This window comes from Kitasatospora sp. NPDC097605 (assembly GCF_040302725.1).
In the GTDB taxonomy this organism is placed as follows: Bacteria; Actinomycetota; Actinomycetes; order Streptomycetales; family Streptomycetaceae; genus Kitasatospora.
Genome location: NZ_JBEOSF010000057.1, coordinates 14,710 through 38,298 on the forward strand (window position 1 = coordinate 14,710; position 23,589 = coordinate 38,298).

Genomic DNA, 23,589 nt, shown 5'->3' on the forward strand with positions numbered 1-23,589 from the left:
GCCGGTCACTCGTCCAGTTCGGCGACGCCGGTGATCCGGTGCAGCGCGAAGGTGCGCAGTTCGCCGTCGTGGTGGTCGAAGGCGGTGACGTAGCCGCCTTCGACCTTCACCGGGTCGATGATCCGCTGGCTGGCGAGGCCCTCCGCGTTGAGGTAGCCGATCCACATCCGCTCGCCGAGCAGGACCGCCGTCTGCAGCGCCGCCAGCGTCTCGGCGGCCGCCGTGCGGGGGAGTTGACGCCCGGTCGGGACGGCGGGCTCGCGGCGGGCGGCGGTGGCGGCCCGGTCGCCGGCCCGGATCGCCTTGACGGCGGCGGCCAGCAGGGTGTCGTCCGGCGCGGGCGGGCCGTCCGGGACGGGCACCGGGGCCGAGCGCGGCGGGGTGCGGTGGCTGTCCGGCCGGGTGATCAGCACATCGCCCTCGGCCGACTCGGCGGCCGGCGCGTAGCCCATCGCGCGCAGGCTCGCGAGCAGGACGTCGGGCGCGGCCTGGGCGGCCAGCACGGTGGGCGCGAGCAGCCGCAGCCGCAGGTCGGCGGAGCGGCGGTCGGCCAGGATCTCGTTTAGCAGGGACGGGTCGTCGCAGCGCAGGTAGGACGAGGCGGCGCCGACCCGCAGCAGGCCGTGCCGGCGGGCCACGTCGTCGATCAGGTAGGCGAGCGGCTGCGGGACGGGCGTGCGGGAGTGCTGCGCCAGGAAGGTCCGCAGGTCGGCGGCGGTGCGCCCGGCGTCGAGGGCGCGGCGCACCGAGCCGGGGGTGAACCGGTAGACGGTCGCGCCGCCCTTGGACTCGATGTCGGCGCAGAGCGCGAGCGCCTGGGCGAGCGGGGTGAGCAGCGGGCCGGGGGCGATCGCGGTGAGGTCCGGCTGCAGGATGACGTGGTCCAGCGGCTGCGGCAGCAGGGGTGCGAGCACGGCGGCCGGGTCGTGCTCGGCGGTGAGCAGGGCGCGGCCGGGCGCGGCGAGCGCGCCGCGGCCGGTGATGCCGAGCAGTTCGGCCTCGGCGAGGGTCCAGCCGACCAGCTGGTCGCGCAGGTCGCCGCCGCCGTCGGGGGCGGTCGGCCCGCCGCGCAGCGGGCGCTGCCAGCGCAGGGTGGGCAGCAGCTCCTCGGGGGTCGCCGGGGTGCCGGGCGCAAGCTCGGCGAGCAGGGCGAGGGCGGCCCGGCGGACGGACGGGGCGAGGGTGCGGTCGAGCTCCGGGCCGAGCGCGGCGCGCGGCTTGCCCTTGCCGTCGGCGGTGCCGGCCAGCGCCGGGACGCGGGTGGCGGCGAGCCAGGCGCGGGCGAGCACGGTCCAGCGCTCGGCGGTGTCCAGCCGCAGCCACTCGTCGTACCCCGGGGTCGGCGCCCAGCGCTCGTCGACCTCGCCGTCCGGCGCCAGCAGGCCCGCGGTGTAGGCGAGTTCGAGCCAGAAGGCGGCGATCGGCTCGGTGCTCTCCAGGGCCTGGGCGGTGCGCTTGAGGTCGCGCACCCCGAGCCCGCCGGCGCGCAGCGTGGGCGGCGGGGTCAGGCCCCAGAGGTCGAGCAGCTCCTCGACGGTCCGCACGGCGGTGTGCGCCTGCCCGGCGGCGGCGCCGTCCACCACCCGGGGCTCGCGCGGCGCGGCGGCGGGCGCCGGCTCGGGCGGGAGCGGCTCGACGGTGCGGTGCGAGCGGCCGCCGCGCAGGTGGAGGGCGAGTTCGCGGGGCAGCACCACGCTGCCCGGGCTGCTGGGCAGCAGCAGACCGCGGGCCAGCAGCCACTCGACCGGGCTCTGCGCGTCCTCGGCGGTGACCGGGCGGGTGGCGTCCGGGACGGTGCCGGTGGGCGGCCCCCAGAGCAGCCGCTCCAGCAGCCGCAGGGCGGGCTCGGGCGCGGTGGCGAGCAGCTCCTCGCAGCGGGCGCGGTCGGTGAGCAGCGCGGTGAACGCGGCGACGGCGGTGACCGGGTCCGGCGTCGGGGGCTGACCGGCGGAGGCGAGCAGCTGCTGGAGACGGGCCGGGGACATCCCGGTGGTGGCCTCGGCGAAGGTCGGGCCGAGGCCGGTGCGTCCGGGGTTGGCGGCGGTCGGGGCGAGCGCCTCGCGGGCCGCGATGACCAGGCGCAGGCCGTTGTCCGGGCCCCAGAGCAGCGCGCGGTCGCGCAGGGTGGCCAGCGCGCGGGGGAGCGCGGCGGCGACGGCGGACCGGTCGGCAGCGCTCAGCGGGGTGGCGCCCGGGTGCGGCTTCACCTTGGTCGGCCCCGCCAGCAGGGTGCGGACGGCGGCGGGTGTGGCGCCGTCCGGGAGCGCGGCGAGGGCCTCGGCGACCTGCAGGGTGAAGCGGTCCAGCCGCTCCAGCGCGCGCAGCGCCGAGGCGCGGGAGGAGAGCCGGGCGGTGAGCTGGGTGAGGTCGCCGGGCACGGGGTTGAGCAGGTCGGGGCGGGACCGGAGCAGGGCGGCGAGGTCGTCGTCGGGGCGCGCGCGCAGTTCCTCGGCGAGGGTGCGGGGGCCGGCGGCGGACTTGGCCTGGCGTTGGGGGCCCTGCTGTGTGGTCATTCGACCTAGGTTAGTCGGGTGGCGGCGGGACGGGAGGGTCCCGGCGTCGCCCCGGCGCCGGCGGAACGGCCGGTGCGGCGGGGGCCGTCCGGGGCGTTGCGGCTCGCGTGGCGGGGCGGCGGGTGGGTACCGTCACGGTCGGCGGGGACGGCGCCGCGTCCGGACGCGTGGCGGGTCCGGTTCGGGTACGGCAAGGCGGGGTGTGTGGGATGTCGGACGGCGAGTGGTGGCGCAAGCAGGGACCCTGGAGCGAGCCGCCGGGTGCGCCCGGGAGCGGGGGCCCGGGCGGGGGCGGTGACGGGGACAGCGTGTACGCGCAGGAGCCGGCGCCCGCCGCGCCGCCGCGCCCCCCGGTGCCGCCGCGCCCGGCCGGCCCGCCGTCCGCGCCGGACACCCGGGACGCCGGGTTCCTGCCGCCTCCCACGCGGGCCCCGAGGTCCGGGCGCTCCACGCCGTCCGGGCCGTCCGCGCCGTCCGGGCACGACGGCGGCTCGCCGTGGATCGCCAAGCCCGTCGACGGCGCCCCCGTCGACCCCGAGGCGCTGCCCCCCGCCTACCGCGCCATGAACACGGGCGACTGGGACTACGTGAGCATCGACTTCGGGGACGGCCCGGCCGCCTCCAACCGGCCGATTCCCGCACAGCGGACCGCCCCCGAGGACGAGACCGGACCGGACCCGGCGGGCGAGGACGCCGCGCAGGGCCGAACGGCCGCGCCCGATCCGGCCGCGCCGCCCGCCACCGCCCCGAAGGAGAAGGGCCGGGCGAAGAAGAAGGCCAAGGCGCGCAAGGGCAAAGCGGCCGAGGGCGACGCCGCCCCCGCGGCCCCCGACGCCGGCGGCAAGCCCGCCAAGGCCAAGACCCCCGCCGCCCGCCGCCCCTCGCCGCTGCTGCTGCTCTCCGCCGCCGTGCTGATCGGCGGCGCCGTCACCGGACAGCTGATCGCCATGCTGATCGGCTGGGCGATCGGCTACCTCTCCCGCCAACTGTCCGACCTCGCCCGCAAGGTGGCCGTGTTCGGGATCCCGCTGATGACGATCAGCGGCAGTTCGCTCTGGGTCTGGGGCCGCGCCCAGGGCCGTTGGGGCGCGGACCTGAACCCGGGCCAGCAGGCCAACCAGGTGGTCTGGGAGTCCGCGCCGGGCGTCCTGCGGGTGGCGGCCGTGCTGTCGGCCGCCTTCCTGCTCCTGATGTCGCTGCGCCGGCGCGGCGGCGCAGCGGCCGACGCGGGCGGGTAACTCCCGGGCAGCACAGGGGAGAAGGGGGAAGACGTCGCCTCCTGTTCATGGTCCGCCGCACGCCGCTCTGATGGAATGTCGGCCTCGGTGTCCCGACGTTTCCGCAGCCGCAGGAGGTCCCCCGTGCCGCCGTCCCCGTCGCCCGTGCCCCCGGCGTCCCCGACGCCCCCGCCGTCCGGCCCGTCGCGGTTCCGGTCCGCCGCGCTCAGCCGTCGCGGACTGCTCGTCGGCGCCGCCGTCGCCGCGGGCGCCCAGGCGCTCAACGTCCGTACGGCGCACGCGGAACCGGTCCGCCGCGACCCGTTCCTGCTCGGCGTGGCCAGCGGCGACCCACTGCCCGACGCCGTGGTCCTGTGGACCCGGCTGGTCGCCGATCCCTTCGACGCCGCCTCCCTGGGCACCCGCACCGTGCCCGTCTCCTGGGAGGTCGCGGCGGACCCGGGCTTCCGCCGGGTCGTGCGGCGCGGCGTCGCCGCCGCCGAGGCCGAGCACGCCCACAGCGTCCACGTCGACGTGCGCGGACTCCAGCCCGGCCGCGACTACTGGTACCGCTTCCGGACCGGCCGCCACCTCAGCCCGGCCGCCCGCACCCGCACCGCCCCGGCCGCCGCCGCCAGCCCCGGGCGGCTCCGCCTCGGCGTGGTCAACTGCCAGGACTGGCAGCACGGTTACTGGCCCGCGTACACCGCCCTGGCCGCCGAGGACCTCGACGCCGTCGTGCACCTCGGCGACTACATCTACGAGACCGACCCGAACAGCGTCCACCCGGACCGCCTGCACACCACCCCGCAGACCCCGGGCCTCAACCAGCTGGTCACCCTCGCCGACTACCGGGCCCGGCACGCGCAGTACAAGACCGACCCGGCCCTGCAGGCCGCGCACGCCGCCTTCCCCTGGATCGTCACCTGGGACGACCACGAGGTCGAGAACAACTACGCCGGCCTGGTCGACGAGGTGGACGACACCGGCGCCGCCCACCAGGACACCGCCGCCATGGCCCGCGAGCGCGCCGCCGCCTACCAGGCGTACTACGAGCACATGCCGCTGCGGAACCCGTACCGCAACGGCTCCCCGGACTACCGGCTGTACCGCCGCTTCGACTTCGGCGACCTGCTGCGCCTCAACGTGCTCGACACCCGCCAGTACCGCACCGACCAACCCGGCGGCCACAGCCAGGACTTCGGGCCCGTCGCGGACGGCCTGGGGAACACCGCCGGCACCCTGACCGGCGCCGAGCAGGAGGAGTGGCTGCGCCGCGGCCTCGCCGGCTCCCGGGCCCGCTGGAACGTCATCGCCCAGCAGGTGATGATGAGCCAGATCCGCTTCCCCAACTTCCTGGACCCGGCCCACCCGCTGCCGCCGCTCGCCAACCTCGACCAGTGGGACGGCTACGACCCCGCCCGGTCCCGGCTGCTGCGCTTCCTGCGGGACGCCGCGGTGGCCAACCCGGTGGTGCTCGCCGGGGACATCCACTCCTCCTGGTTCAGCGACCTGCGGATCGACCGCGACGACCTCGCCACCGCCCCGGTCGCCGTCGAGTTCACGGCCACCAGCGTCAGTTCGGAGTTCCCGGCCGCCTTCGACGGGCCGCTCAAGGCGCTCAACCCCTCGCTCAACCCGCATGTGCGGTACTTCGAGGGCCTGCGCCGCGGCTATCTGCGCCTGGACGTGGACCGGGAGCGGTGGCTGACCGACGCCCGGACCGTCGACAGCGTCGCCGTGCGCGAGTCGCCGGTGCGGACCTCCGCCTCCTGGGCCGTGGTGGCCGGCGAGCCGGGCCTGGTCCCCGCCTGACCGGCACCCGTCTGCCGTCTGCCGCCTGCCGGTTCCGCCGGACGGGCGGCCCGCCCGTCCGGCAGAATCGGCGGCGTGCTGAGAATCGGTTCGGTGGTGCTCGGGGTGGCGGACGTCCGCCGCGCGGCGGCGTTCTGGGGCGAGGCCCTCGGCTACGTCCCCCGCGACGGCGTGGTCGAGGAGCGCTGGGTGGTGCTCGTCCCGGCGGACGGCGCGCCCGGCGTCCAGGTGGCGCTCGGCCGGAGCGTCACGCCGCCGCAGCGGCACCCGCGCGTCCACCTGGACCTCTACGCGGCGGACGCGGCGGACCAGACCGCCGAGGTGGAGCGGCTGGTCGGCCTCGGCGCCCGGCGGGTCGACTGGGACCTCTACCCCGAGGACCCGGACTTCGTGGTCGTCGAGGACCCGGACGGGAACCGCTTCTGCGTGATCGACGCCGGCCGGTCCTAGCCGTCCTCGGCCTCGTCCTGGTCGCCTTGGTCGCCCCTGTGGCGCCTGCGGCCGTGACGGTGCTCGCGGGGGTGCTCGTCGCGGTGGGCGGCGCGGGTCTCCATGCCGCTGCGGACGGTCCGGCCCAGCGCGCCGGCGGCCGCCGCCAGGAAGACGAAGTTGTAGGCGATCTGGAGGAGCACCACCAGCCGCGGTCCCTGCCCGGCCGCGGTGATGTCGCCGTAGCCGATGGTCGCCATCGTGACCACCGTGAAGTACAGCGAGTCGAGCCGGGTCTCCAGCCCCTCGAACTCACCCGGACGGTCGGCCAGGACGTAGTAGGTGGAGGCGAAGACGGTGAGCGAGAGGCAGATCAGGAAGGCCAGCCAGACCCCGGGGTGACGGCCCGTGCCGCGGAAGGTGTCGACGATCCGGGCCACCAGCAGCCCGGTCAGCCCGGTCAGCACCACCCCGAAGAGCACCCAGCTCAGCACCGGCCGGTTGTCGCCCAGGGAGCGCAGCGGCAGGGTGAAGTAGCCGGCCATCAGCAGGGTGAACGAGCCGAGCAGCAGGCCCCAGGCCTGGAGGTCGGGGTTGTCCCGGGGCAGGGGAGCGGGGGGTCCGCCGGGCTCCTCGCTCGCCATGCGCCGCCTCCGTTCCTCCGGTCGTGCACACCAGGAGACAACGGATCAAAAGGGACGGCCAGTCGAGTCCGGGAGCGGAGCGGCCGAACAGCCGGACACGACGAAGCCCCCGCCGTGGGGCGGGGGCTCCGGCCGGGTTCGCGCCGCCGGGTCTCAGGCGGTGGTGGTGGACCGCGGCTGCTCGGTGGCCTTGGCCACATGAGTCGGGGTCACGGCCTGGCGGGGCTGCTCGGCAGCCGGCTGCGCCGGGGCGGCGGTGCTCTGAGCGGTACCCTGGGCGGCGTCGGCGGTGGCGGGAGTGTCGTCCTCGCGCATCGCCTTCGTCTCCGCCTTCAGGATCCGCATCGACTTGCCGAGGCCGCGGGCCATCTCCGGCAGCTTCTTCGACCCGAACAGCAGGATCACGACAGCCAGCACCACGAGCACGTGCCAGGGCTCAAGACCGTTACGCAGCATCCCTGGCCACCGGTCCCTTCTCGTCTAGAGTCATACGTCACAGTTGGGCAAAGCGCCCTCCTGGCCAGTATGCCTGCCCGTGGCGGCGAACGTATACACCGGCCGGGAAACGCTGGTCAAAAACCAGATGTTGCGCCGGCGGACGGCGAGCCGGCCCGCCGGGCCCGCCAGGGACGCCCGCATCGGCCGAGGTCAGGCCGGGTGCCGGCGGGTCCCGCCGGGGGTCCGCCACCGGGGCCGGCCGGGGCGGCGGGGAAGCGGACGGGCGGGGACCACGGCACCCGGGACCGTGCCGCGCCCGGGTTTTGGCCGGTTCCGGGCGCCGCGCGGCGGGCGCGGTCAGTCCCGGTGGGCGAACAGGTAGCCGCGGCGGGTCTGCGCCTCCTGCGGGTACGGGCCGCGCTCCAGCCGGGCGGTCACGGTGAAGCCGGCCGAGGTCAGCAGGTCGGCGACCGCCGCGGTCTCCAGGAAGTGGAAGTCGACGTCGACCCGGTGGCCCCACCACTCGTCCAGCCGCCGGACCTCGGTGCCGAGATGGAACGCCACCAGCAGCGCGCCGCCCGGTCGCAGGACCCGCCGCATCTCCTCGAAGGCCGGCCGCAGTTCCTCCGGCTCCAGGTGGATCACCGAGTAGAGCGCCACCGCGGCGGCGAACTCGCCGTCCCCGGCCGGCAGCCCCAGCAGGTCCCCGACCCGGAACTCCGCCCCGGGGTGGTCCCGCCGGGCGACCGCCACCATCGCCGGCGACAGGTCCACCCCGACCACCCCGACCCCCTGCCCGGCCAGCCACCCCGCCACATGCCCCGGCCCGCACCCCAGGTCCGCCACCGTCCCCCCGGCCGCCCCCTCGACCACCACCCCCAACAACGCCCGGTCCATCACCTTGAACCCCAGCTCACCCCCCACCCGCACCCGGTACTCCTCCGCCACCACGTCATAACTCCCCCGCACCCGCCCATGGTTCGACTCGTTGTTCATTCAGGCACCCTGACACGGGCCTCCCCCCGCCGCAGCCGCTTTACCGGCGGTGCCGGTCGCTCTGCTCGCTGTTGTGCTGCTCCCCGCGCATGCGGGGATACCTCTGAGCGCCCGAGGCCAGGGCCTCGGGCGTTCTGTGCGCGGCCGGTGCTCGGCGGAACTCGAGGGGGCGGCATGTCGAAGCAGGGCTCGGTATTTGATCTTCAGGCGGGCGTGACGGTGGAGCAGTCGAGGCCGCGTGCCGAGCCGGTCGTCGAGCCGCTGAGCGAGGTGCGCCGCCACTTGACCAGGGTCGTCGACCGCGCTCTCTCCGGGACCCCCACGATCATCACGCGCCATGGGCGGGAGGAGGCCGTGGTGATGGACCACTCCGAGTACCTTCGGCCGAGGTGCCTCGCGGGGGAGCCGCGCGGCGGAGCGGCCGATCGGGACGGGGCCGGGCGGCGGGCGGAGGTGTCGGCCCCATCGCCTGAGTGCGTGGCGAGGTGTGCGTGCACTCCCTCGGGCATTGCCGGGAGCGTCGGCGGCGGTGAGCCGGAGGGGGCGGGAGCGCGGCAGCCCCCGCCGGGGTGGCGGGGGCTGCGATGACGCGCGGGGCGGGGGATCGGCGGTGGGGTCAGGCGGTGGCCGGTTCGGGGGTCGGGGTGGCGGCGGCGGGGAGGTGGCGCATGAGGCGGTAGGCGAGGAGGGAGGCGCCGATCGCGAGGACGAGGCCGACGACGGCGGCGACGTGCAGGCCGTCGGTGAAGGCGGTGCGGGCGGTGGTGAGGAGGTCGGCGCCGAGCCGGCCGGGCAGCTGGGCGGCGACGGTGACCGCGCCGCCGAGGGTGTCCTGCGCGGTGCGGGCGGCCTCGCCGTCCAGGCCGGCCGGGAGGGCGCCGTCCAGGTGGGAGCGGTAGACCGCGGCGCCGGCCGCGCCGAGCAGCGCGATGCCGAGGGAGCTGCCGAGCTCGACGGCGGTCTCCGAGGTGGCGGAGGCGGCGCCGGCCCGCTCCACCGGGGCGGCGGAGACGACCAGCTCGGCGGTGAGGGTCATGGTGCCGACGGTGCCGGCGGCCAGCACGCCCGCCGCGGTGAGGATGAGCGCCAGCGGGGAGTCCGCGCCGACCTGGGTCATCATCGCGAAGCCCGCCGCGCCGATCAGGAAGCCCCCGGCCATCATCACCGCAGGCCGGACCTTCCCGGCGAGCGCGGAGCTCAGGCCGACGGCGGCGCCGACGCCCACGCTGGGGACGAGCGACCAGAGCGAGGCGGTGAGCGGGCTCATGCCCTTGACCAGCTGCAGGTACTGCGAGGTGAAGAGGGTGAAGCCCATCATCGCGAACATCGCCACGGTGTTGACGCTGATCGCCCCGCTGAAGGCGCGGATCCGGAACAGGCCGAGGTCGAGCAGCGGGTTGGCGGCGGTGCGCTGGCGCCAGTAGAACGCGCCGCCGAGGAGCAGGCCGGCCGGGACGGCGAGCGCGGCGAGCGGGTCCCAGCCGTCCACCGCGAGCGTCTTGACGCCGTAGACCAGCGGCAGGACGGCGGCCAGTGAGAGGACGGCGCCGAGCAGGTCGAAGCTGCCCTGCTGCGGGGAGCGGTACTCGGGCAGCAGCGCCGGGGCGGTGAGCAGGACCAGGGCCATCACCGGGACGGCGAGCAGGAAGGCCGAGCCCCACCAGAAGTGGTCGAGCAGCAGGCCGCCCGCGACCGGCCCGAGGGTGGCGCCGGCGGTCAGGATGCCGCCCCAGGCGCCGAGCGCGATCTGGCGCTGCTTGGGGTCGTGGAACATGTTGCGGATCAGCGCGAGGGTCGAGGGCATCACGGTGGCCCCGGCGACGCCCAGCAGGGCGCGGGCGGCGATCAGCTGGCCGGCGCCGTCCGCGTAGGCGGCGAGCAGCGAGGCGCCGGCGAAGCCGGTGGCGCCGATCATCAGCAGCCGGCGGCGGCCGATCCGGTCGCCCAGCGCGCCCATCGTGATCAGCAGCCCGGCCAGCAGGAACGAGTACATGTCCATGATCCACAGCTGTTGGGTGCCGCTCGGCGCCAGCGTGGTGGAGATGTAGGGGACGGCGAAGAAGAGCACGCCCATGTCCATGGTCAGGACGAGGGTCGGGAGCAGCAGAACGGCGAGGCCGATCCATTCGCGACGGCCTGCGCGGCCGGTGGTTGCGGTCATGGGGAAGACAGTACGGATGTGTCAGACGGCTGTCTAGTACAGGCGTCTCAATCATTCGTGCTAGACGTCTGTGCAAGACATCCGTCTTGTTCGGACGTAGCATGCGGGCATGGGAAATCGCGAGGACCTCATGGCCGGCGCCAAGCGCTGCCTGATCGAGAAGGGCTACGGGCGCACCACCGCCCGGGACATCGCCACCGCCTCCGGTGTCAGCCTGGCGGCCATCGGCTACCACTTCGGCTCCAAGGAGGCGCTGCTCAACGCGGCGCTGATCGAGGCGACCGGGGAGTGGGGCCTCATGGTGGGGGCCGTGGTGGCGCGGGCCAACGAGGCCTCCGACGACCCGGAGGAGCGGTTTGTCGCGGTCTGGGACGGCGTGCGCGAGACCATCGCCGAGAACCGCGGCCTCTGGGCCTCGCAGTTCGAGGCGATGGTGCAGGTGGAGCGGGCGCCGGAGCTGCGGGAGGCGATGGCCGGGATCCAGAAGGCCGGGCGGCTCGGGCTGGCGGCGCTGTTCCAGGGGCTCCCCGAGGTGCCGGACACCGAGGAGGAGCTGGCCCTCGGCACCTTCTACCAGGCGCTGCTGGTGGGCCTGGCCGGGCAGTGGCTGGCCGCCCCCGAGCTGGCGCCCGGCGGGCGGGAGCTGCTGCGCGGGCTGGAGCTGGTCGGCGGTGCGGTGCTGAAGCCCAAGCCCGCGCCGGACTGGCACGGATCCCCCGACTGGCACGGCCCGGCGGCCTGACCCGGGCCCGGGCCCGGGCCCGGGCCTCAGACGGTGACGGCCGTCAGCAGCACCACCGAGTCGATGTGGGCCAGCAGGCCGTGCCGCTCCTGCGGGACGGCCTGCAACTGTCCCGCCGACAGCTCCTCGCGCCGCCCGGCGATGGTGAGCGAGACCCGCCCGCGCAGCACCTGGACGCTGGCGGCGGCCGGGGCGTTGTGCTCGTCGAGCGAGGTGCCGGCGGTCAGCGCGATCACCGTCTGCCGCAGCACCCCGTCGTGCAGCACCAGATGGGCGCTGCGGCCGTGCGGGCTCTCGGCCGCCATGGCCGCGTGCTCCGCGACGAGCTGTTCGAGATCGACCATCGCGCGTCCTCCTGCCGTCCGGGTGCCGTCTGCTGCGCGGGCGCTCCTGCGGCCCAGCGTCCCGGACGCGCCCCGCGCCCGCACGCCGAGGAGGGCCGGGCCGCACGCGGGTGCGCTCGGCGTGCGGCGGCGGCCGACTGCCTCCATCGTGGAGGCATGGCGACCAACGAGCGTTCTTTCAGCGGGTTCCAGGTCAACCGCTCGCTGCTGGCCGGCGGCGCGGTGCTGACGGGCATCGGCGCGCTGTTCGGGACAGCGGGCGCGGTGATGGTGTGCGCGGCGCTGGCCACGGCCGGCCGCAACTGGGTGCGGGGGCTGGACAGCCCGCCGACCGCCCTGGCCCAGCGGGCCCTGCACGAGGCCAAGGTGGCCTCGTCGGCCGGCTGGGACGCATGGCGCGCCGAGCACCACTCGCCCAACTGATCCCGGCGCGCGTCCCGTTCACCCGCCGGACTCCGCCGGACGGGTGAACGGGAGCACGCCCTACAGGCCGAGCGACTTGGCGACGATGCTGCGCATGACCTCGCTGGTGCCGCCGTAGATCCGGAACACCCGGTTGTCGGTGTAGAGCCGGGCGATCGGGTACTCCAGGATGTAGCCGTAACCGCCGTGCAGCTGCAGGCACTTGTCGATCACGACGGACGCCGACTCGGTGCAGAACAGCTTCGCCGCCGCCGCGTCCGCGACCGTCAGCTCGCCGTTCTGGTACAGCTCCAGCGCGCGGTCGACCATCGACTGCTGCGCCATCACCTGGGACTCGCAGTCGGCCAGCGTGAACTTGGTGTTCTGGAACTCGGCCACCGCCTTGCCGAACACCTTGCGGTCCTTGACGTACTGCACCGCGAACCGCACCGCCGCCGCGGCGGCCGCGTACGCGCCGACCGCGATCGCCAGCCGCTCCTGCACCAGGTTGTGGGTCAGGTAGGCGAACGCCTTCCCCTCCTCGCCCAGCAGGTTCTCCACCGGCACCTTGACGTCCGAGAACGCCAGCTCGGCGGTGTCCGAGGTGCGCAGGCCGATCTTCTGCAGCTTGCGGCCGACGCTGTAGCCGGGGGAGTCGGTGTCCACGCAGAGGATGGAGAGCCCGGCCCGGCGGTTCTCCGGGTCGTGCGGCGAGGTGCGGCAGACCACCAGGACGAGGTCGGCGAGGACGCCGCCGGTGATGAAGGTCTTGGCGCCGTTGAGGACGTAGTGGGTGCCGTCCTCGGAGAGCCGCGCGGTGGTGGAGATGCCGGCGAGGTCGGAGCCGGCGCCCGGCTCGGTCATCGCGATCGCGGTCATCAGGTCGCCCGAGACGAAGCCGGGCAGCCAGCGCCGCTTCTGCTCCTCGGTCGCGTACTCCAGCAGGTAGGGCAGCACCAGCCCGGTGTGCACCCCGGAGGAGCCGAAGCTGACGCCGGCCCGCGCGGTCTCCTCGGCGACCACCGCCTGGTACTTGAAACCGCTCTCGCCCGCGCCGCCGTACTCCTCCGGCACCTCGATGCCGAAGACGCCGAGCGCGCCGAGCTGCCGGTAGAAGTCCCGCGGCGGGTGGCCCTCGGCCTCCCAGCTCTCGTAGACGGGGACGACCTCGTTGGCGATGAAGTCCCGGATGGTCTCCCGGAAGGCCTCGTGGTCCTCGGTGAACACGGTGCGGCGCACGGCGGCGCCTCCCTTCGACGGTGCCTGACGTTCGGTGGAGCCCGGCGCGGCGGTCCCGGACGGCCCCGCCGATCGCCCGACAAGTTAATCGCGGGTAGCTTCGGCTGTCCAGGGTGGGGCGAGTGGAGTCCGCGCTGCTGCGAACGGCCCGGTGACCGGCTCGGCGGGCCCTCAAGTGAACCCCTGCTAGCCTGCCGGGCAGCTGTCCGGCAGGCGCCGGAGCGGATCTCGCAGCGGGTGCCGGGGGCGGGGAGGGGCGGGCGTCATGGTGGTGCGGCGGCCGCCCGCGGAGGTCCGGCGGGCGCGGATCCTGGCCGTGGCCGCCGAACGCTTCCACCGCGCCGGCTACCACCGGGTCTCGATGGCGGAGGTCGCCGCCGGCGTCGGCATCACCGCCCCCGCGCTCTACCGGCACTTCCGGGGCAAGCCCGAACTGCTCGACCGCACCGTCCGGGTGGGCCTGGACGCGCTGGCGGACGGGGTGCGCGGCGCCGGTTCGACGGCCGGACTCGCCGCCGCGCTGGCCGCCGTGGCGGTCGCCCACCGCCCGCTCGGCACCCTGGTGCAGCGCGACGCCCGGCTGCTGCCGTCCGAGCGGCGGGCGGCACTGCGCCGCGAACTTCGCGCCGTCGTCGACCGGATGGCGGCCCTGCTGCGCGCCGAGCGCCCCGGACTCACCGCCGCGGACGCCGAGTTGCTCTGCTGGTCGGCGCTCTCGGCGGGCGCCGGGCTCTCCTGCCTCTCCGCCGCCCCGTCGCCGCGCCGGGCCGAGCGGGTGCTCCGCGAGCTGCTCACCGCGGTGCTCGCCGTCCGGCTCGACGGCACCGCGCCCGACCCCGCACCCGACTCGGAAGCAGCGCCCGCGTCCGCCGACGGGAGCGGGCCGGGCCGGCCGTCGCGCCGGGAGGAACTGCTGACGGCGGCCGTGCGGCTGTTCCACCGGCGGGGCTTCGACAACGTCAGCACCGACCGCCTCGGCGCCGCCGTCGGAATCTCCGGGCCCAGCGTCTACCGGCACTTCGACAGCAAGGCGCAGCTGCTCGCGGCGGCCCTGGTGCGCGGACGGGAGCGCCTTCGGCACGAGGTCGGCGGCGCCATCACCGCCACCCCGGGCGGGCCGGAGGCGGCGCTGGCGGCGGGCCTCGTTGCGTACGTGGGCTTCGCCCGGCGCGACGGCGACTGCCTCGGCGTGATGCTGAGCGAGACGGAGCGGCTGGCGCCGGCGGACCGCCGGGCCGCGGTGGACTTCCGGCGGGACTTCCTGCGCGGCTGGGTCGAGCTGCTCGGGAGGATGCGTCCGGAGGAGGACGCGGTGGCCGCCCGGATCCGGGTGCACGCGCTGTTCTCGCTGGTCAACGACGGGGTGCGGAACCGGCCGTCGAGCACCCGGCCGGACCTCGGCGACTGCCTGCTGCGGCTCGGCCGGGCGGTGCTGGGCCTGCCGGAGCAGGGGCGCCCGACGGTCTCTTGGTGAATGCTTTACTGTTTCATTGCCAAAAGTCGACCTTCCTTCAGGCCCTCAGGAGTCCGCACCGTGACCAGCCTCGCCCTCGGCCCGTCCTGGCTCGATCCGACCCACCTGATCTCCACGTTCGGGCCGATCGGCATCCTGGCCATCGTCTTCGCCGAGTCCGGCCTGCTGATCGGTTTCTTCCTCCCCGGCGACTCCCTGCTCTTCACCACCGGTCTGCTGGTGGCCGACGGCAGCTACCTGCACCAGCCGCTCTGGCTGATCTGCACGCTGATCGTGCTCGCGGCGGTGGCCGGCGACCAGGTCGGCTACCTGTTCGGACGGAAGGTCGGCCCGAGCCTGTTCCGGCGCCCCGACTCCCGGCTGTTCAAGCAGGAGAACGTGGAGAAGGCGGCGGCCTTCTTCGAGCGGCACGGGCCGAAGGCGATCGTGCTGGCCCGCTTCGTGCCGATCGTGCGCACCTTCACCCCGATCGTCGCCGGGGTGAGTGGGATGAACTACCGCGTCTTCGTCCTCTTCAACGTGATCGGCGGCGTGCTGTGGGGCGGCGGCGTCACGGTGCTCGGCTATTTCCTCGGACAGATCCCGTTCGTCCGGGACAACATCGAGGCGATCCTGGTCGGCATCGTGCTGGTCTCGGTGATCCCGGTGGCCGTCGAACTGCTGCGCGCCCGCCGCTCCGGCCGGACCGTCCCGGCCGGCGCCGACGCCGCTCGGGCCGACGCCGCCCCGGCCGCCGGGACCGGCCGCCACCGCGCCGGGTAGGCGTCCGGGAGCGCCCGCGCCCGCCGTCGCGTACATGTGCGTCCGGCAGTTCGATCAGGCAAGGTGTATGCGGAGATCGAACGGCGGCCCGGGGGACCGGCACCGCCAGGGGCGGCAAGGAGCGGAAGTGCCGAAGCGGGGCCGACCGGGCGGCGGCAAGAGGGCCAGGGGCGGCCGGGGCGGCCGCCCGCAGCGGCAGGCCCGCCCGGCCGCCGGCGCGCGGCCGGTCCACCCGTCCGAGGCGCCGCCCACCGAGGGGCTGCTCGGGCACCCCGCCCCGGTCGCCGAGCCGACCGTGGAGATCCCGCTCGCCCTGCCCGTCCCCGAGACCAAGGGCCTGCTGGCCCCGGAACCCGAGCCGGAGCCCGCGCCGCAGACCGCGCCGGGCGCCGGCCGGGCGGGCTCCGCGAAGCCGCCGACGGGCCCGGAGCCGATCCCCCCGGTCTACCGCCGCTCGGTGGCCGAGGACACCCTCACCCCCGAGGAGTGGCGGGCCGCCGGCTACACCCCGCCGACCGGCATCCCGCTCAGCGCGCTCAGCCCCGGCGCCCCCGGCGAGGCGCCCTGGCCGGACCGGATGCGCACCCTGCTGCGCACCCCGATGTCCGAGCGCCCCGCCTTCGAGCGCACCGCCCGCGAGCTGCACCCCTCCGCCGCCGCGGCCCGCAACGTGCCGCGCATCCTCGACCTGACCCTGCGCATCGGCGAACTGCTGCTGGCCAGCGGCGAGGCCGCCGAGGACGTCGAGGCGGCCATGCTCGGCATCGCGCACGCCTACCGGCTGGACCGCTGCGAGCCGCAGGTCACCTTCACCCTGATCGGCATCTCGCACCAGCCCTCGCTGGTCGAGCCGCCGATCACCGCCGACCGCGTGGTGCGCCGCCGCACCTCCGACTACACCCGGCTGAACGCGGTGTACGAGCTGGTCGCGGACATCACCGCCGAGCAGGTGAGCGTCAACGACGCCTACCGCCGGCTCGCGGTGATCCGCCGCAACCGGCACCCGTACGCGGCCTGGCTGCTCGCGCTGAACACCGGTCTGCTGGCCGGCGCGGCGACCTTCCTGGTCGGCGGGCGGATCGACGACAAGGCCTGGCTGGTCTTCCTCAGCGCCTTCGTCGCCGCCGTGCTCGGTGACCGGCTGGCCTCGCTGGTCGCCCGTCGCGGGCTGCCGGAGTTCTACCAGTTCGTGCTGGCCGCGATGCCGGCCGCGGCCTCCGGCATCGTGCTCTCCTTCAACGACCTCGGCCTGCGCGGCTCCGTGGTGATCACCGGTGGGCTGTTCGCGCTGTTGCCCGGACGCGCCCTGGTCGCCGCCGTGCAGGACGGTCTGACCGGCTTCTACATCACCGCCGCGGCCCGCCTGCTGGAGGTGATCTACCTGGTGGCGGGCATCGTCATCGGCGTGATGCTGATCCTCTACCTGGGCGTCGGCTTCAACGCCAAGCTCAAACCGGACGAGTCGCTGGCCGGGATCAGCTACCCGCCGGTCCAGATGGTCGCGGCGATGGTGCTGACGCTGGCCTTCGCGATGCTGCTGCAGACCGACCGCCGCTCGCTCGCCCTGGTCACCCTGAACAGCGGCATCGGCTGGGCCAGCTACGGCGTGCTCGCCTACAACGCCGGGGTCTCGCCGATCGTCGCGACCGGGGTGGCGGCCGGCCTGGTCGGCCTCTTCGGCCAGCTGATGGCGCGCTACCGCAACGGGTCCGCGCTGCCGTACGTCACCGCCGCGATCGGTCCGCTGATGCCCGGTTCGGCGCTCTACCTCGGCATGCTGTCGTTCGCCCAGGGCCACCCCAGCGGGGGCCTGGTCCAGATCACCCGGGCCGCCGCGATCGCGATGGCGCTGGCCATCGGCGTGAACCTGGGCGGCGAGATCGCCCGGCTCTTCATGAAGCTCCCGGTCGGGGTGGAGCGGCCCTCGCTCGCCCCGGTGATCCCGCGCCGGGCCGCCAAGCGCACCCGCGGCTTCTGACGCCGACCGTTGGCCCCCGGGCCATGTCGCGGCAGGCCGCACGCAGCACCAGGAACGAAGGTAAGACCCATGACCACACTGCTGGACGGCTACCGCGAGCACATCGTCGCCACGCACAAGCAACCGCTGTTCCTGCTGCTGGTCGGGTTCATCACCTCGTTCGTGTTCATCCGGTTCAGCGTGCGGATGATCAGGGCCCAGGTGCGCTGGTGGCCCGGCAACGTGACGCCCGGCGGGCTGCACATCCACCACATGGTCTTCGGCCTGGGCTTCCTGCTGGCCGGGGGCATCGGGGTGTTCGCGACCTACGGCGGGCACCCGTGGATCGACGTCTTCGGGCTGCTCTTCGGCATCGGCTGCGGCCTGGTGCTGGACGAGTTCGCGCTGATCCTGCACCTGGACGACGTCTACTGGGGCGAGCAGGGCCGCAAGTCGGTGGACGCGGTGATCTTCGGCATCCTCTTCACCGGCCTGCTGCTCGTCGGCTACGTCCCGCTCGGCGCCGAGCCCACCGGGGAGACCAGGTGGGGGCTGGTCACGATCATCTCGGTGAACGCGCTGGCGATGGTCGTCACCCTGCTCAAGGGCAAGGTGTGGACCGGCCTGCTCGGCATCATGGTGCCCGGCCTCTCCTGGATCGGCGCGGTCCGGCTGGCCCGCCCGAGCAGCCCCTGGGCGCGCTGGCGGTACGCCGCGAGCCCGCGCCTGCGGTCCCGGGCGCTCCGGCGCGAGCGCCTGCTGCACCGGCGCGCGGACCGGGCCCGCACCTGGCTTTTCGACCTGATCGCCGGGGCTCCCGACAAGGTGCCGGCCAACCACCCGGCGGCCCACCGGGTGGCCGAGCGGATGGCCGCCCGGGCCACCGCCCACCTGGACGCGCACGCGGCCCGGGCACTGGCCCGGCGCTCCGCCCGGCTGGCCGACCGCCGCTCGGCGGCGGGCGTCGCCGAGCACCCGTCCGGGAGCCACCGGAGCGCCGGCCCCGGCACCTCGGCGGCGTACGGAGGGCCGGACGGGTACGGCGGCACGGCCGACCGGGCGGGGCGGCACGGCCGGTCCCAGCAGCGGCGGCGGGTGGTCCGGGCCGGGCGCAGCCGGACGTACGCGGTCGGCCCGGCCGACCGGACACCCCGGCCGGGCCGGCAGCGCCGGCTGCGGACGCGCACCCGCCGGATGAGCCGGTAGGTCCTCCACCCGGAGCATCCGGCCGGAGGTGAGTCGCGGTCGGATCATCTGATGGTCACCCGGCTGGCGGCACGGGCTTGAGGTGTGAAAGCGGCCCGGCTTGAGAACATGGCGGACAGTGACCGTCTTGTCACGGAATGGGATGCTTCGCCGGGCCTCCGGCGGTGGCGGGCACCGGCAGGTCCCGTCGTCACCCCGGTCCCGCGGCGGCTCGCGCGTGCGCCGCTCCACTCCCTCGTGACCGTTCGAAGGGGTGCACCGTGGCGCGCAGGCTCCTGCCGACCCTCCTGTTGTCCCTCACCGCCCTGCTCGGACTGCTCCCCGCCGCATCGGCCGTCCCCGCGGACCCGTCCACGGTCGACCCGTCGGGCCCGCCCGCCGTCGGGCCGTCCGTCTCCGTCCCGTCCGGGGCCGCCGCAGCCGGGGCCGCCGCAGCCGGGGAGCAGGCCTTCCCCTCCGCCGAGGAGATCGACCGCGCCCGGTCCGAGGCCGACCGCCAGGCCGGCGCGGTCACCGCCATCGAGGCCGGGCTCACCGCCGCCAAGGCCGAGGCCGACCGGGCCGCCCGGACCGCCGAACAGGCCGTCGAGGCCTACAACGGCGCCCAACTGGCCCTCACCCGGGCCCGCGCCGAGCAGTCCGCCGCCGCCGGCCGGGCGGCCGCCGCCGAGGCCGAGCGGGCCGCGGCCGCCGAGGACGCCGCCGCCCTGGCCGCCGAGACGTACCGTCAGGGCACCACCGCCGAACTCTCCGCGATCAACGCCCTGCTGGGCGCGCACGGCCCGCGCGAGGCCGGGGACCGGGCCGCGGTGGTCGGGGTCGCCAGCGACCGCACCCGGCAGATCCTCGACGCGGCGGTCTCCACGGCCGCCGGGGCGGCCCGGGCCGCCGCCGCCGCGCGCGCCGCGAGCGAGGCCGCCGAACGCGCCGCCGCCGCGGTCGGCGCCGCCCGGCAGCGCGCCGAGGCCAGGCTGGCGGACCAGCAGAACCAGGTCGCGGCCACCGCACTGCGGCGCGAGCAGCTGCTCGCCGAGCTGGCCGCCGCCCGCCACACCACCGTCGAGCTGGAACGCCAGCGGCGCGAGGCGCTGGAGGCGATCGCCGCCCGGGAGGCCGAGGCCGCCGCCCGCGCGGCCGCCGAGAAGGCGGCGGCCGAACGCGAGGCGGCGGAGCGGGCGGCCGCCGAACAGGCCGCGGCGGAGCAGGCCGCCCGGGAGGCCGAGGCCAGGGCGGCCGCCGAACGGGTTGCCGCGGAACGGGCCGCCGCCGAGCGGGCCGCGGCCGAGGCCGCCGAAGCCGCCGCGGCCGCGAAGGCCGCTCCGCCCGCCGGCTCCGCCGCACCCCCGCCGCCGCGCCCGTGGTCGGCCGAGGGCGCGGCGGACGCCATCGCCTTCGCCCGCTCCAAGATCGGCCTGCCCTACGTCTGGGGCGGCGAGGGCCCGGGCGGTTACGACTGCTCCGGGCTGACCATGATGGCGTGGCGGCAGGGCGGCAAACGCCTCAACCACTTCGCCGCCGACCAGTACGCCCAGTCCACCCCGGTCACCTACCGCCAGCTCCGCCCCGGCGACCTGGTCTTCTGGAGCACCACCGGCCGCGCCGCCGACATCCACCACGTCGGCCTCTACATCGGCGACGACCAGATGATCGAGGCCCCCCGGGCCGGCGTGCCGATCAAGCAGGCCAGCCTCTGGATCATGGGCACCCCGGACTTCTACGCCCGCCCCTGACCCCGGCCCGGACGCCCGCCGCCCGTCCCGGGCGGGCAGTGGGCGAGCCTCGGGCGCCGGGGCGCCGGAGGGCGGGAATAAATCGGGTGCCCTCGCCGAAATCCCGCCGTACGGTGAGCGAATGGGCAACGAGACGAACGGCGGGCCCCGTGATCCGGGCAGCGGCCGCGTGAAGGAGCAGGGCGACATCGTCGACGGCATCGAGATCCGGGCGGTCGGCGAGGACGAGGTCGAGGAGTGGGACCGGGCGCTCGCCGTCGGCTTCCTGCGCTCGCACGTCGGGCGGGCGACGGAGTTCCGCCGCCGGCAGTGGGAGCCGGGCCGGATGACCGGGGCGTTCGACGACGGACGGATCGTCGCCACCTTCCGCAGCTTCGACGCCGAACTGACCGTCCCCGGCGGCGCCGTAGTGAAGGCCGACGCGATCACCGCCGTCACCGTGACGGCCACCCACCGGCGTCGCGGCCTGCTCCGCCGGATGATGACCGGGGACCTCGCGGCCGCCCGGGAGCGCGGCGCCGCCGTCGCCATCCTGGTCGCCGCCGAGTACAACATCTACGGCCGGTACGGCTTCGGCCCCGCCACCCGCGGCCACGGCTGGAACATCGACCTGCTGCGCGCCGGCGGCCTGCGGGCCGGCCTGCCCACCGTGCCCGGTGGGCGGATCGACCTGGTGAGCATGGAGGAGCTGCGCAAGACCGGCCCCGAGCTGTTCGACCGCTGGCGGGTCACCCAGGCCGGCGTGATCGACCGCGACGAGCTGACCTGGCAGCGCCACACCGGTGAGATCGAGGTCCCCGGCTTCGACTGGAAGGAGCCCTTCGCCGTCATCCACCGGGACGCCGAGGGCATCCCCACCGGCCAGGCCGTCTACAAGGTCGACGACACCTGGGACGGCTCCTACCCGAACTGCACGCTCACCGTGCTGGACTTCTTCGCCCTCGACCGGCCCACGGCCACCGCGCTGTGGCGCTACCTCTTCTCGGTCGACTGGGTGCGCAAGATCTCGGTCGAGAACGTCGGCCCGGACGACCCGCTGCCGATGCTGCTGAACGAGCCGCGCGCCGCCACCCCGCACGCGGAGAACGCCGACTTCATGTGGCTGCGGGTGCTGGACGTCGAGGCCGCCTTCAACGCCCGGACGTACGGCGCGCCCGGCCGCGTGGTGCTGGACGTCGAGGACCGGGACGGCTACGCCGCCGGCCGCTGGGCGCTGGAGGTCGCCGCGGACGGCACCGGCCGCTGCGTGCGGACCACCGACGAGGCCGACCTGGCGCTGGACGCCTCGGCGCTCGGCGCGCTCTACCTGGCCGGCGAGACGCTGCCCCGGCTCGCGGTGGCCGGCCTGATCACCGAACTGCGCCCGGGCGCGGTGGCCGCCGCGGACCTGCTGCTGCGCACGCCGCTGCTGGCCTGGAACATCGACGGCTTCTGACCGGCCGCCAGGTCTGCGACCCCGGCCCGCGCGGGCCGGGGTCGCAGACCGTCGTCACTTCACGGCCGTCTTCCCGATGGTGGGCAGGATGAAGTCCTGGATGAGGCCCTTGGCGTCGCGGACGATCGGCCGGAACACCCGGTAGCGCGACAGGTTGATCACCCGGGCCGCCATGGGGGTCGAGCGCCGGACGAACTCCCGGGTCCGCTCGGTGTCCTCGGTCCGGTCGAAGACCCAGTAGAGCACCACGATCATGAGGTGCAGCCACAGCACGTCGGGCAGCAGTTCGACCAGTTCGGCGTCCAGCTTCGGCGCCAGGTCGGAGCCCTGCAGCACCTCGCGGAACAGCTCGACCGCAGTCGCCCGGGCCGGGTGGGACTCGTTGGAGAACGGGCTCAGCGAGCTGTTCGGGTCGGCGGCGGTGCGGAAGAACTGGGCCGCGAACTCGTGGTACGGCGCCGCCGTGTCGAGCCAGGAGGCCAGCGCGATCTCCAGCCGCTCGGCGAAGTCCCTGGTGTGCGCCATGCGGCGCCTGGCGTCCGCCGCGTGGTCGTGGGTCATGCCGTCGTAGAACCCCTGGATCAGGAATTCCTTGGCCGAGAAGTAGTAGTAGGCGTTCCCGACCGAGACGCCCGCCTCGGTGGCGATGGCGCGCATGGTGGTCTTCTCGTAGCCCCGTTCCTGGAAGAGCCGCATCGCGGTCTCCAGGATCAGGGCCCGGGTCTGCTCGCTCTTGTCGGTCTTCGGCCGCGCGCGGCTGCCGCGCGCCTCGGCGGGGTTTCCGGCGGGGGTTCCGGCGCCCCCGGCGGCGTCGGTGCCCCCGTCCACACCGTCGCCGCCGTTCGTCGCGCTCGTGCCGTTCGTCGCTGCCAGGTCGTCCACGGTCCCGAGCCTAGCCCGATCGGGTCAGTCCCAGGCGGTGTCGGCGCGTGCGGCACCGGATGCCCCCTCCGCATCCGGTGCCGACGCCGTCCTCACGCTGATTTCGAACGCGTTCAAAGACATGCTCTGACGATAAGTCATGAGTTGAACGCGTTCAAGCATGGATGAGATGCTGGCTCCATGAGCACCCTGATACGGCAGGGCACCGCCCGGGACGCCGGGGCCGTCGCCGAACTGCACGCCACCAGCTGGCGCACCGCGTACGCCGGCATCGTCCCCGACGAAGCCCTCGGCGACGGGCTGGCCGGGCAGCGGCGCGAGATCTGGGAGCTGCGGCTCGCCGCCGACTACGGCGGCCCGGAGACGACCCCCGAGCTGCTGATCGCCGAACAGGACGGTGACGTCGTCGGGTTCGCCTACGTCGTCCCGCACGGGGACGGCCGGATCCTGCTCGACAACCTGCACGTCCGCCCCGGACTGACCGGCGGCGGCATCGGCCGCAGGCTGGTGGACGCCGCCCGGAGCCACACGGCCCGCCGCCACCCCGGGGCCGACCTCTACCTGGAGGTGCTGCAGGCCAACACCCGGGCGGTCGCCTTCTACGAGCGCGAGGGCGCCCATCGCACCGACGCGCGCGAGGGCGTCTTCCCCGGTGGCCACACGCTGCCGGAGTACGAGTACACCTGGCCGGCCTCCGAGCTCGCCCGTCACTGGTCGTAGACGGTCACCGGCACCCCCCGACCGGTCAGCCGGGCCGTCACCAGCGGCTCCACCGCCGTCCAGCGCCCGCCCGCCAGTCCGCACCCGATCCGCGGCATGTGCACGGAGGCGCCCAGGTCGAGCGCGTGCCCGCCGAGCGTCGCCAGCGCGGTGTCGATCGCCTCGTAGCGCACCGGCGTCCCGGAGGAGCGGCTCGTGCGGATGCCCCGCTGTCCGACCATGTTGGCCACTCAGAGGTACTCCCCGACCCGGACCAACTGCACGGCGCCGAGCCCGAAGTCGTTCGACGCCCGCTCCCGGTGCCACCGCCGGTACGCCGCTTCCGGCTCGCGCCACCGGTCGGAGAGCGCGACCACGAACCCCTTCCCCCACCCCCCGAGGTCGTTGCAGACATGCGCGATCACCTTCACCCCCTTGCCTTGGGGCGCCGTGGCATCGCCACGGACGTACGTGATGGTGCTCGCCTCCGCCATGGCCCGAACG

Annotated in this window: 22 protein-coding genes and 1 pseudogene; 13 read left to right on the forward strand and 10 right to left on the reverse strand. The window is 75.2% G+C overall.

The genetic code is table 11. The features are described 5' to 3' along the window. Nucleotides 1–5: 5 nt before the first annotated feature. On the reverse strand, nucleotides 6–2,513 hold the full coding sequence (locus ABTX81_RS37320) for a helicase-associated domain-containing protein (protein WP_350554970.1): 2,508 nt from the start codon (nucleotides 2,511–2,513) through the stop codon (nucleotides 6–8). A gap of 308 nt (nucleotides 2,514–2,821) precedes the next feature. Between ABTX81_RS37320 and ABTX81_RS37325 the strand changes: the two genes are divergently transcribed. The 3 genes from ABTX81_RS37325 (at nucleotide 2,822) to ABTX81_RS37335 (ending at nucleotide 5,995) form a co-directional block, all read left to right on the forward strand. Next, on the forward strand, nucleotides 2,822–3,751 hold the full coding sequence (locus ABTX81_RS37325) for a hypothetical protein (RefSeq protein WP_350554972.1): 930 nt from the start codon (nucleotides 2,822–2,824) through the stop codon (nucleotides 3,749–3,751). Between the two features lie 123 nt (nucleotides 3,752–3,874). Beyond that, complete coding sequence (locus tag ABTX81_RS37330) at nucleotides 3,875–5,545, forward strand: alkaline phosphatase D family protein (RefSeq protein ID WP_350554974.1); 1,671 nt, start codon at nucleotides 3,875–3,877, stop codon at nucleotides 5,543–5,545. Between the two features lie 75 nt (nucleotides 5,546–5,620). After that, complete coding sequence (locus ABTX81_RS37335; protein ID WP_350554976.1) at nucleotides 5,621–5,995, forward strand: VOC family protein; 375 nt, start codon at nucleotides 5,621–5,623, stop codon at nucleotides 5,993–5,995. On the opposite strand, the gene ABTX81_RS37340 is transcribed toward ABTX81_RS37335, so the two are convergent. From ABTX81_RS37340 to ABTX81_RS37355, 4 genes are all read right to left on the reverse strand, one after another. Then, nucleotides 5,992–6,618 carry a potassium channel family protein gene (locus ABTX81_RS37340; protein ID WP_350554978.1) on the reverse strand — a complete coding sequence of 209 codons (627 nt, stop codon included), beginning with the start codon at nucleotides 6,616–6,618 and terminating at the stop codon, nucleotides 5,992–5,994. The genes ABTX81_RS37335 and ABTX81_RS37340 overlap by 4 nt on opposite strands. Before the next feature lie 153 nt (nucleotides 6,619–6,771). Continuing rightward, nucleotides 6,772–7,074 carry a Sec-independent protein translocase subunit TatA gene (tatA, locus tag ABTX81_RS37345; RefSeq protein WP_350554980.1) on the reverse strand — a complete coding sequence of 101 codons (303 nt, stop codon included), beginning with the start codon at nucleotides 7,072–7,074 and terminating at the stop codon, nucleotides 6,772–6,774. A gap of 339 nt (nucleotides 7,075–7,413) precedes the next feature. Next, nucleotides 7,414–8,052, reverse strand: coding sequence for a class I SAM-dependent methyltransferase (locus ABTX81_RS37350; RefSeq protein ID WP_350554982.1), 639 nt, complete (start codon nucleotides 8,050–8,052; stop codon nucleotides 7,414–7,416). A gap of 203 nt (nucleotides 8,053–8,255) precedes the next feature. After that, nucleotides 8,256–8,381 carry a hypothetical protein gene (locus tag ABTX81_RS37355; RefSeq protein WP_350555026.1) on the reverse strand — a complete coding sequence of 42 codons (126 nt, stop codon included), beginning with the start codon at nucleotides 8,379–8,381 and terminating at the stop codon, nucleotides 8,256–8,258. On the opposite strand from ABTX81_RS37355, the gene ABTX81_RS37360 reads away from it, so the two are divergent. Beyond that, nucleotides 8,323–8,640, forward strand: a complete 318-nt coding sequence (locus tag ABTX81_RS37360) for a type II toxin-antitoxin system Phd/YefM family antitoxin (protein WP_350555024.1) — start codon at nucleotides 8,323–8,325, stop codon at nucleotides 8,638–8,640. The two genes, ABTX81_RS37355 and ABTX81_RS37360, sit on opposite strands and share 59 nt — an antisense overlap. Nucleotides 8,641–8,668: 28 nt before the next feature. Here ABTX81_RS37360 and ABTX81_RS37365 read toward each other — a convergent pair whose 3' ends face one another. Next, nucleotides 8,669–10,213: an MFS transporter gene (locus ABTX81_RS37365; RefSeq protein WP_350554984.1), complete on the reverse strand. Its 1,545-nt coding sequence runs from the start codon at nucleotides 10,211–10,213 to the stop codon at nucleotides 8,669–8,671. A gap of 109 nt (nucleotides 10,214–10,322) precedes the next feature. Here ABTX81_RS37365 and ABTX81_RS37370 point away from each other — a divergent pair, with 109 nt between their 5' ends. Beyond that, entirely contained in the window at nucleotides 10,323–10,955 is a 633-nt protein-coding gene (locus tag ABTX81_RS37370; RefSeq protein ID WP_350554986.1) for a TetR/AcrR family transcriptional regulator, read from the forward strand. A 26-nt stretch (nucleotides 10,956–10,981) separates the two neighbouring features. Here ABTX81_RS37370 and ABTX81_RS37375 read toward each other — a convergent pair whose 3' ends face one another. After that, nucleotides 10,982–11,299 carry a cupin domain-containing protein gene (locus tag ABTX81_RS37375; RefSeq protein ID WP_350554988.1) on the reverse strand — a complete coding sequence of 106 codons (318 nt, stop codon included), beginning with the start codon at nucleotides 11,297–11,299 and terminating at the stop codon, nucleotides 10,982–10,984. A gap of 156 nt (nucleotides 11,300–11,455) precedes the next feature. Between ABTX81_RS37375 and ABTX81_RS37380 the strand changes: the two genes are divergently transcribed. Further along, complete coding sequence (locus tag ABTX81_RS37380; RefSeq protein WP_350554990.1) at nucleotides 11,456–11,722, forward strand: hypothetical protein; 267 nt, start codon at nucleotides 11,456–11,458, stop codon at nucleotides 11,720–11,722. Between the two features lie 60 nt (nucleotides 11,723–11,782). Here the strand turns inward: ABTX81_RS37380 and ABTX81_RS37385 are convergent, their stop codons facing one another. Next, nucleotides 11,783–12,940 (reverse strand): acyl-CoA dehydrogenase family protein, encoded by a 1,158-nt coding sequence (locus tag ABTX81_RS37385; RefSeq protein WP_350554992.1) that lies wholly within the window; start codon nucleotides 12,938–12,940, stop codon nucleotides 11,783–11,785. 265 nt (nucleotides 12,941–13,205) lie between these two features. Between ABTX81_RS37385 and ABTX81_RS37390 the strand changes: the two genes are divergently transcribed. The 6 genes from ABTX81_RS37390 (at nucleotide 13,206) to ABTX81_RS37415 (ending at nucleotide 21,504) form a co-directional block, all read left to right on the forward strand. After that, entirely contained in the window at nucleotides 13,206–14,414 is a 1,209-nt protein-coding gene (locus tag ABTX81_RS37390) for a TetR/AcrR family transcriptional regulator (protein ID WP_350554994.1), read from the forward strand. 60 nt (nucleotides 14,415–14,474) lie between these two features. Next, complete coding sequence (locus ABTX81_RS37395; RefSeq protein ID WP_350554996.1) at nucleotides 14,475–15,176, forward strand: DedA family protein; 702 nt, start codon at nucleotides 14,475–14,477, stop codon at nucleotides 15,174–15,176. Between the two features lie 67 nt (nucleotides 15,177–15,243). After that, nucleotides 15,244–17,154: a threonine/serine exporter family protein gene (locus ABTX81_RS37400; RefSeq protein WP_502892944.1), complete on the forward strand. Its 1,911-nt coding sequence runs from the start codon at nucleotides 15,244–15,246 to the stop codon at nucleotides 17,152–17,154. A gap of 69 nt (nucleotides 17,155–17,223) precedes the next feature. After that, a complete protein-coding gene (locus tag ABTX81_RS37405; RefSeq protein WP_350555000.1) occupies nucleotides 17,224–18,339 on the forward strand; it encodes a hypothetical protein in 1,116 nt (371 codons plus the stop codon). Between the two features lie 260 nt (nucleotides 18,340–18,599). Beyond that, the gene (locus tag ABTX81_RS37410; protein WP_350555002.1) at nucleotides 18,600–20,069 is read left to right on the forward strand and encodes a C40 family peptidase; all 1,470 of its coding nucleotides are present in this window, start codon (nucleotides 18,600–18,602) and stop codon (nucleotides 20,067–20,069) included. A 121-nt stretch (nucleotides 20,070–20,190) separates the two neighbouring features. Beyond that, nucleotides 20,191–21,504, forward strand: a complete 1,314-nt coding sequence (locus tag ABTX81_RS37415; protein ID WP_350555004.1) for a GNAT family N-acetyltransferase — start codon at nucleotides 20,191–20,193, stop codon at nucleotides 21,502–21,504. A 54-nt stretch (nucleotides 21,505–21,558) separates the two neighbouring features. Here the strand turns inward: ABTX81_RS37415 and ABTX81_RS37420 are convergent, their stop codons facing one another. Beyond that, nucleotides 21,559–22,386, reverse strand: a complete 828-nt coding sequence (locus tag ABTX81_RS37420) for a TetR/AcrR family transcriptional regulator (RefSeq protein WP_350555006.1) — start codon at nucleotides 22,384–22,386, stop codon at nucleotides 21,559–21,561. Nucleotides 22,387–22,566: 180 nt separating this feature from the next. Here ABTX81_RS37420 and ABTX81_RS37425 point away from each other — a divergent pair, with 180 nt between their 5' ends. Beyond that, a complete protein-coding gene (locus ABTX81_RS37425; RefSeq protein ID WP_350555008.1) occupies nucleotides 22,567–23,106 on the forward strand; it encodes a GNAT family N-acetyltransferase in 540 nt (179 codons plus the stop codon). Here ABTX81_RS37425 and ABTX81_RS37430 read toward each other — a convergent pair. Then, a pseudogene (locus tag ABTX81_RS37430) lies at nucleotides 23,094–23,579 on the reverse strand (macro domain-containing protein). The gene ABTX81_RS37425 and the pseudogene ABTX81_RS37430 sit on opposite strands and share 13 nt — an antisense overlap. Nucleotides 23,580–23,589: the final 10 nt, after the last annotated feature.

Coding starts and splice junctions, on each gene's coding strand:
- ABTX81_RS37320 (WP_350554970.1), bottom strand. CDS start 2,513: ATGACCACACAGCAGGGCCCCCAACGCCAGGCCAAGTCCGCCGCCGGC.
- ABTX81_RS37340 (WP_350554978.1), bottom strand. CDS start 6,618: ATGGCGAGCGAGGAGCCCGGCGGACCCCCCGCTCCCCTGCCCCGGGAC.
- tatA (WP_350554980.1), bottom strand. CDS start 7,074: ATGCTGCGTAACGGTCTTGAGCCCTGGCACGTGCTCGTGGTGCTGGCT.
- ABTX81_RS37350 (WP_350554982.1), bottom strand. CDS start 8,052: ATGAACAACGAGTCGAACCATGGGCGGGTGCGGGGGAGTTATGACGTG.
- ABTX81_RS37355 (WP_350555026.1), bottom strand. CDS start 8,381: ATGATCGTGGGGGTCCCGGAGAGAGCGCGGTCGACGACCCTGGTCAAG.
- ABTX81_RS37365 (WP_350554984.1), bottom strand. CDS start 10,213: ATGACCGCAACCACCGGCCGCGCAGGCCGTCGCGAATGGATCGGCCTC.
- ABTX81_RS37370 (WP_350554986.1), top strand. CDS start 10,323: ATGGGAAATCGCGAGGACCTCATGGCCGGCGCCAAGCGCTGCCTGATC.
- ABTX81_RS37375 (WP_350554988.1), bottom strand. CDS start 11,299: ATGGTCGATCTCGAACAGCTCGTCGCGGAGCACGCGGCCATGGCGGCC.
- ABTX81_RS37380 (WP_350554990.1), top strand. CDS start 11,456: ATGGCGACCAACGAGCGTTCTTTCAGCGGGTTCCAGGTCAACCGCTCG.
- ABTX81_RS37390 (WP_350554994.1), top strand. CDS start 13,206: ATGGTGGTGCGGCGGCCGCCCGCGGAGGTCCGGCGGGCGCGGATCCTG.
- ABTX81_RS37400 (WP_502892944.1), top strand. CDS start 15,244: ATGCGGAGATCGAACGGCGGCCCGGGGGACCGGCACCGCCAGGGGCGG.
- ABTX81_RS37405 (WP_350555000.1), top strand. CDS start 17,224: ATGACCACACTGCTGGACGGCTACCGCGAGCACATCGTCGCCACGCAC.
- ABTX81_RS37415 (WP_350555004.1), top strand. CDS start 20,191: ATGGGCAACGAGACGAACGGCGGGCCCCGTGATCCGGGCAGCGGCCGC.
- ABTX81_RS37425 (WP_350555008.1), top strand. CDS start 22,567: ATGAGCACCCTGATACGGCAGGGCACCGCCCGGGACGCCGGGGCCGTC.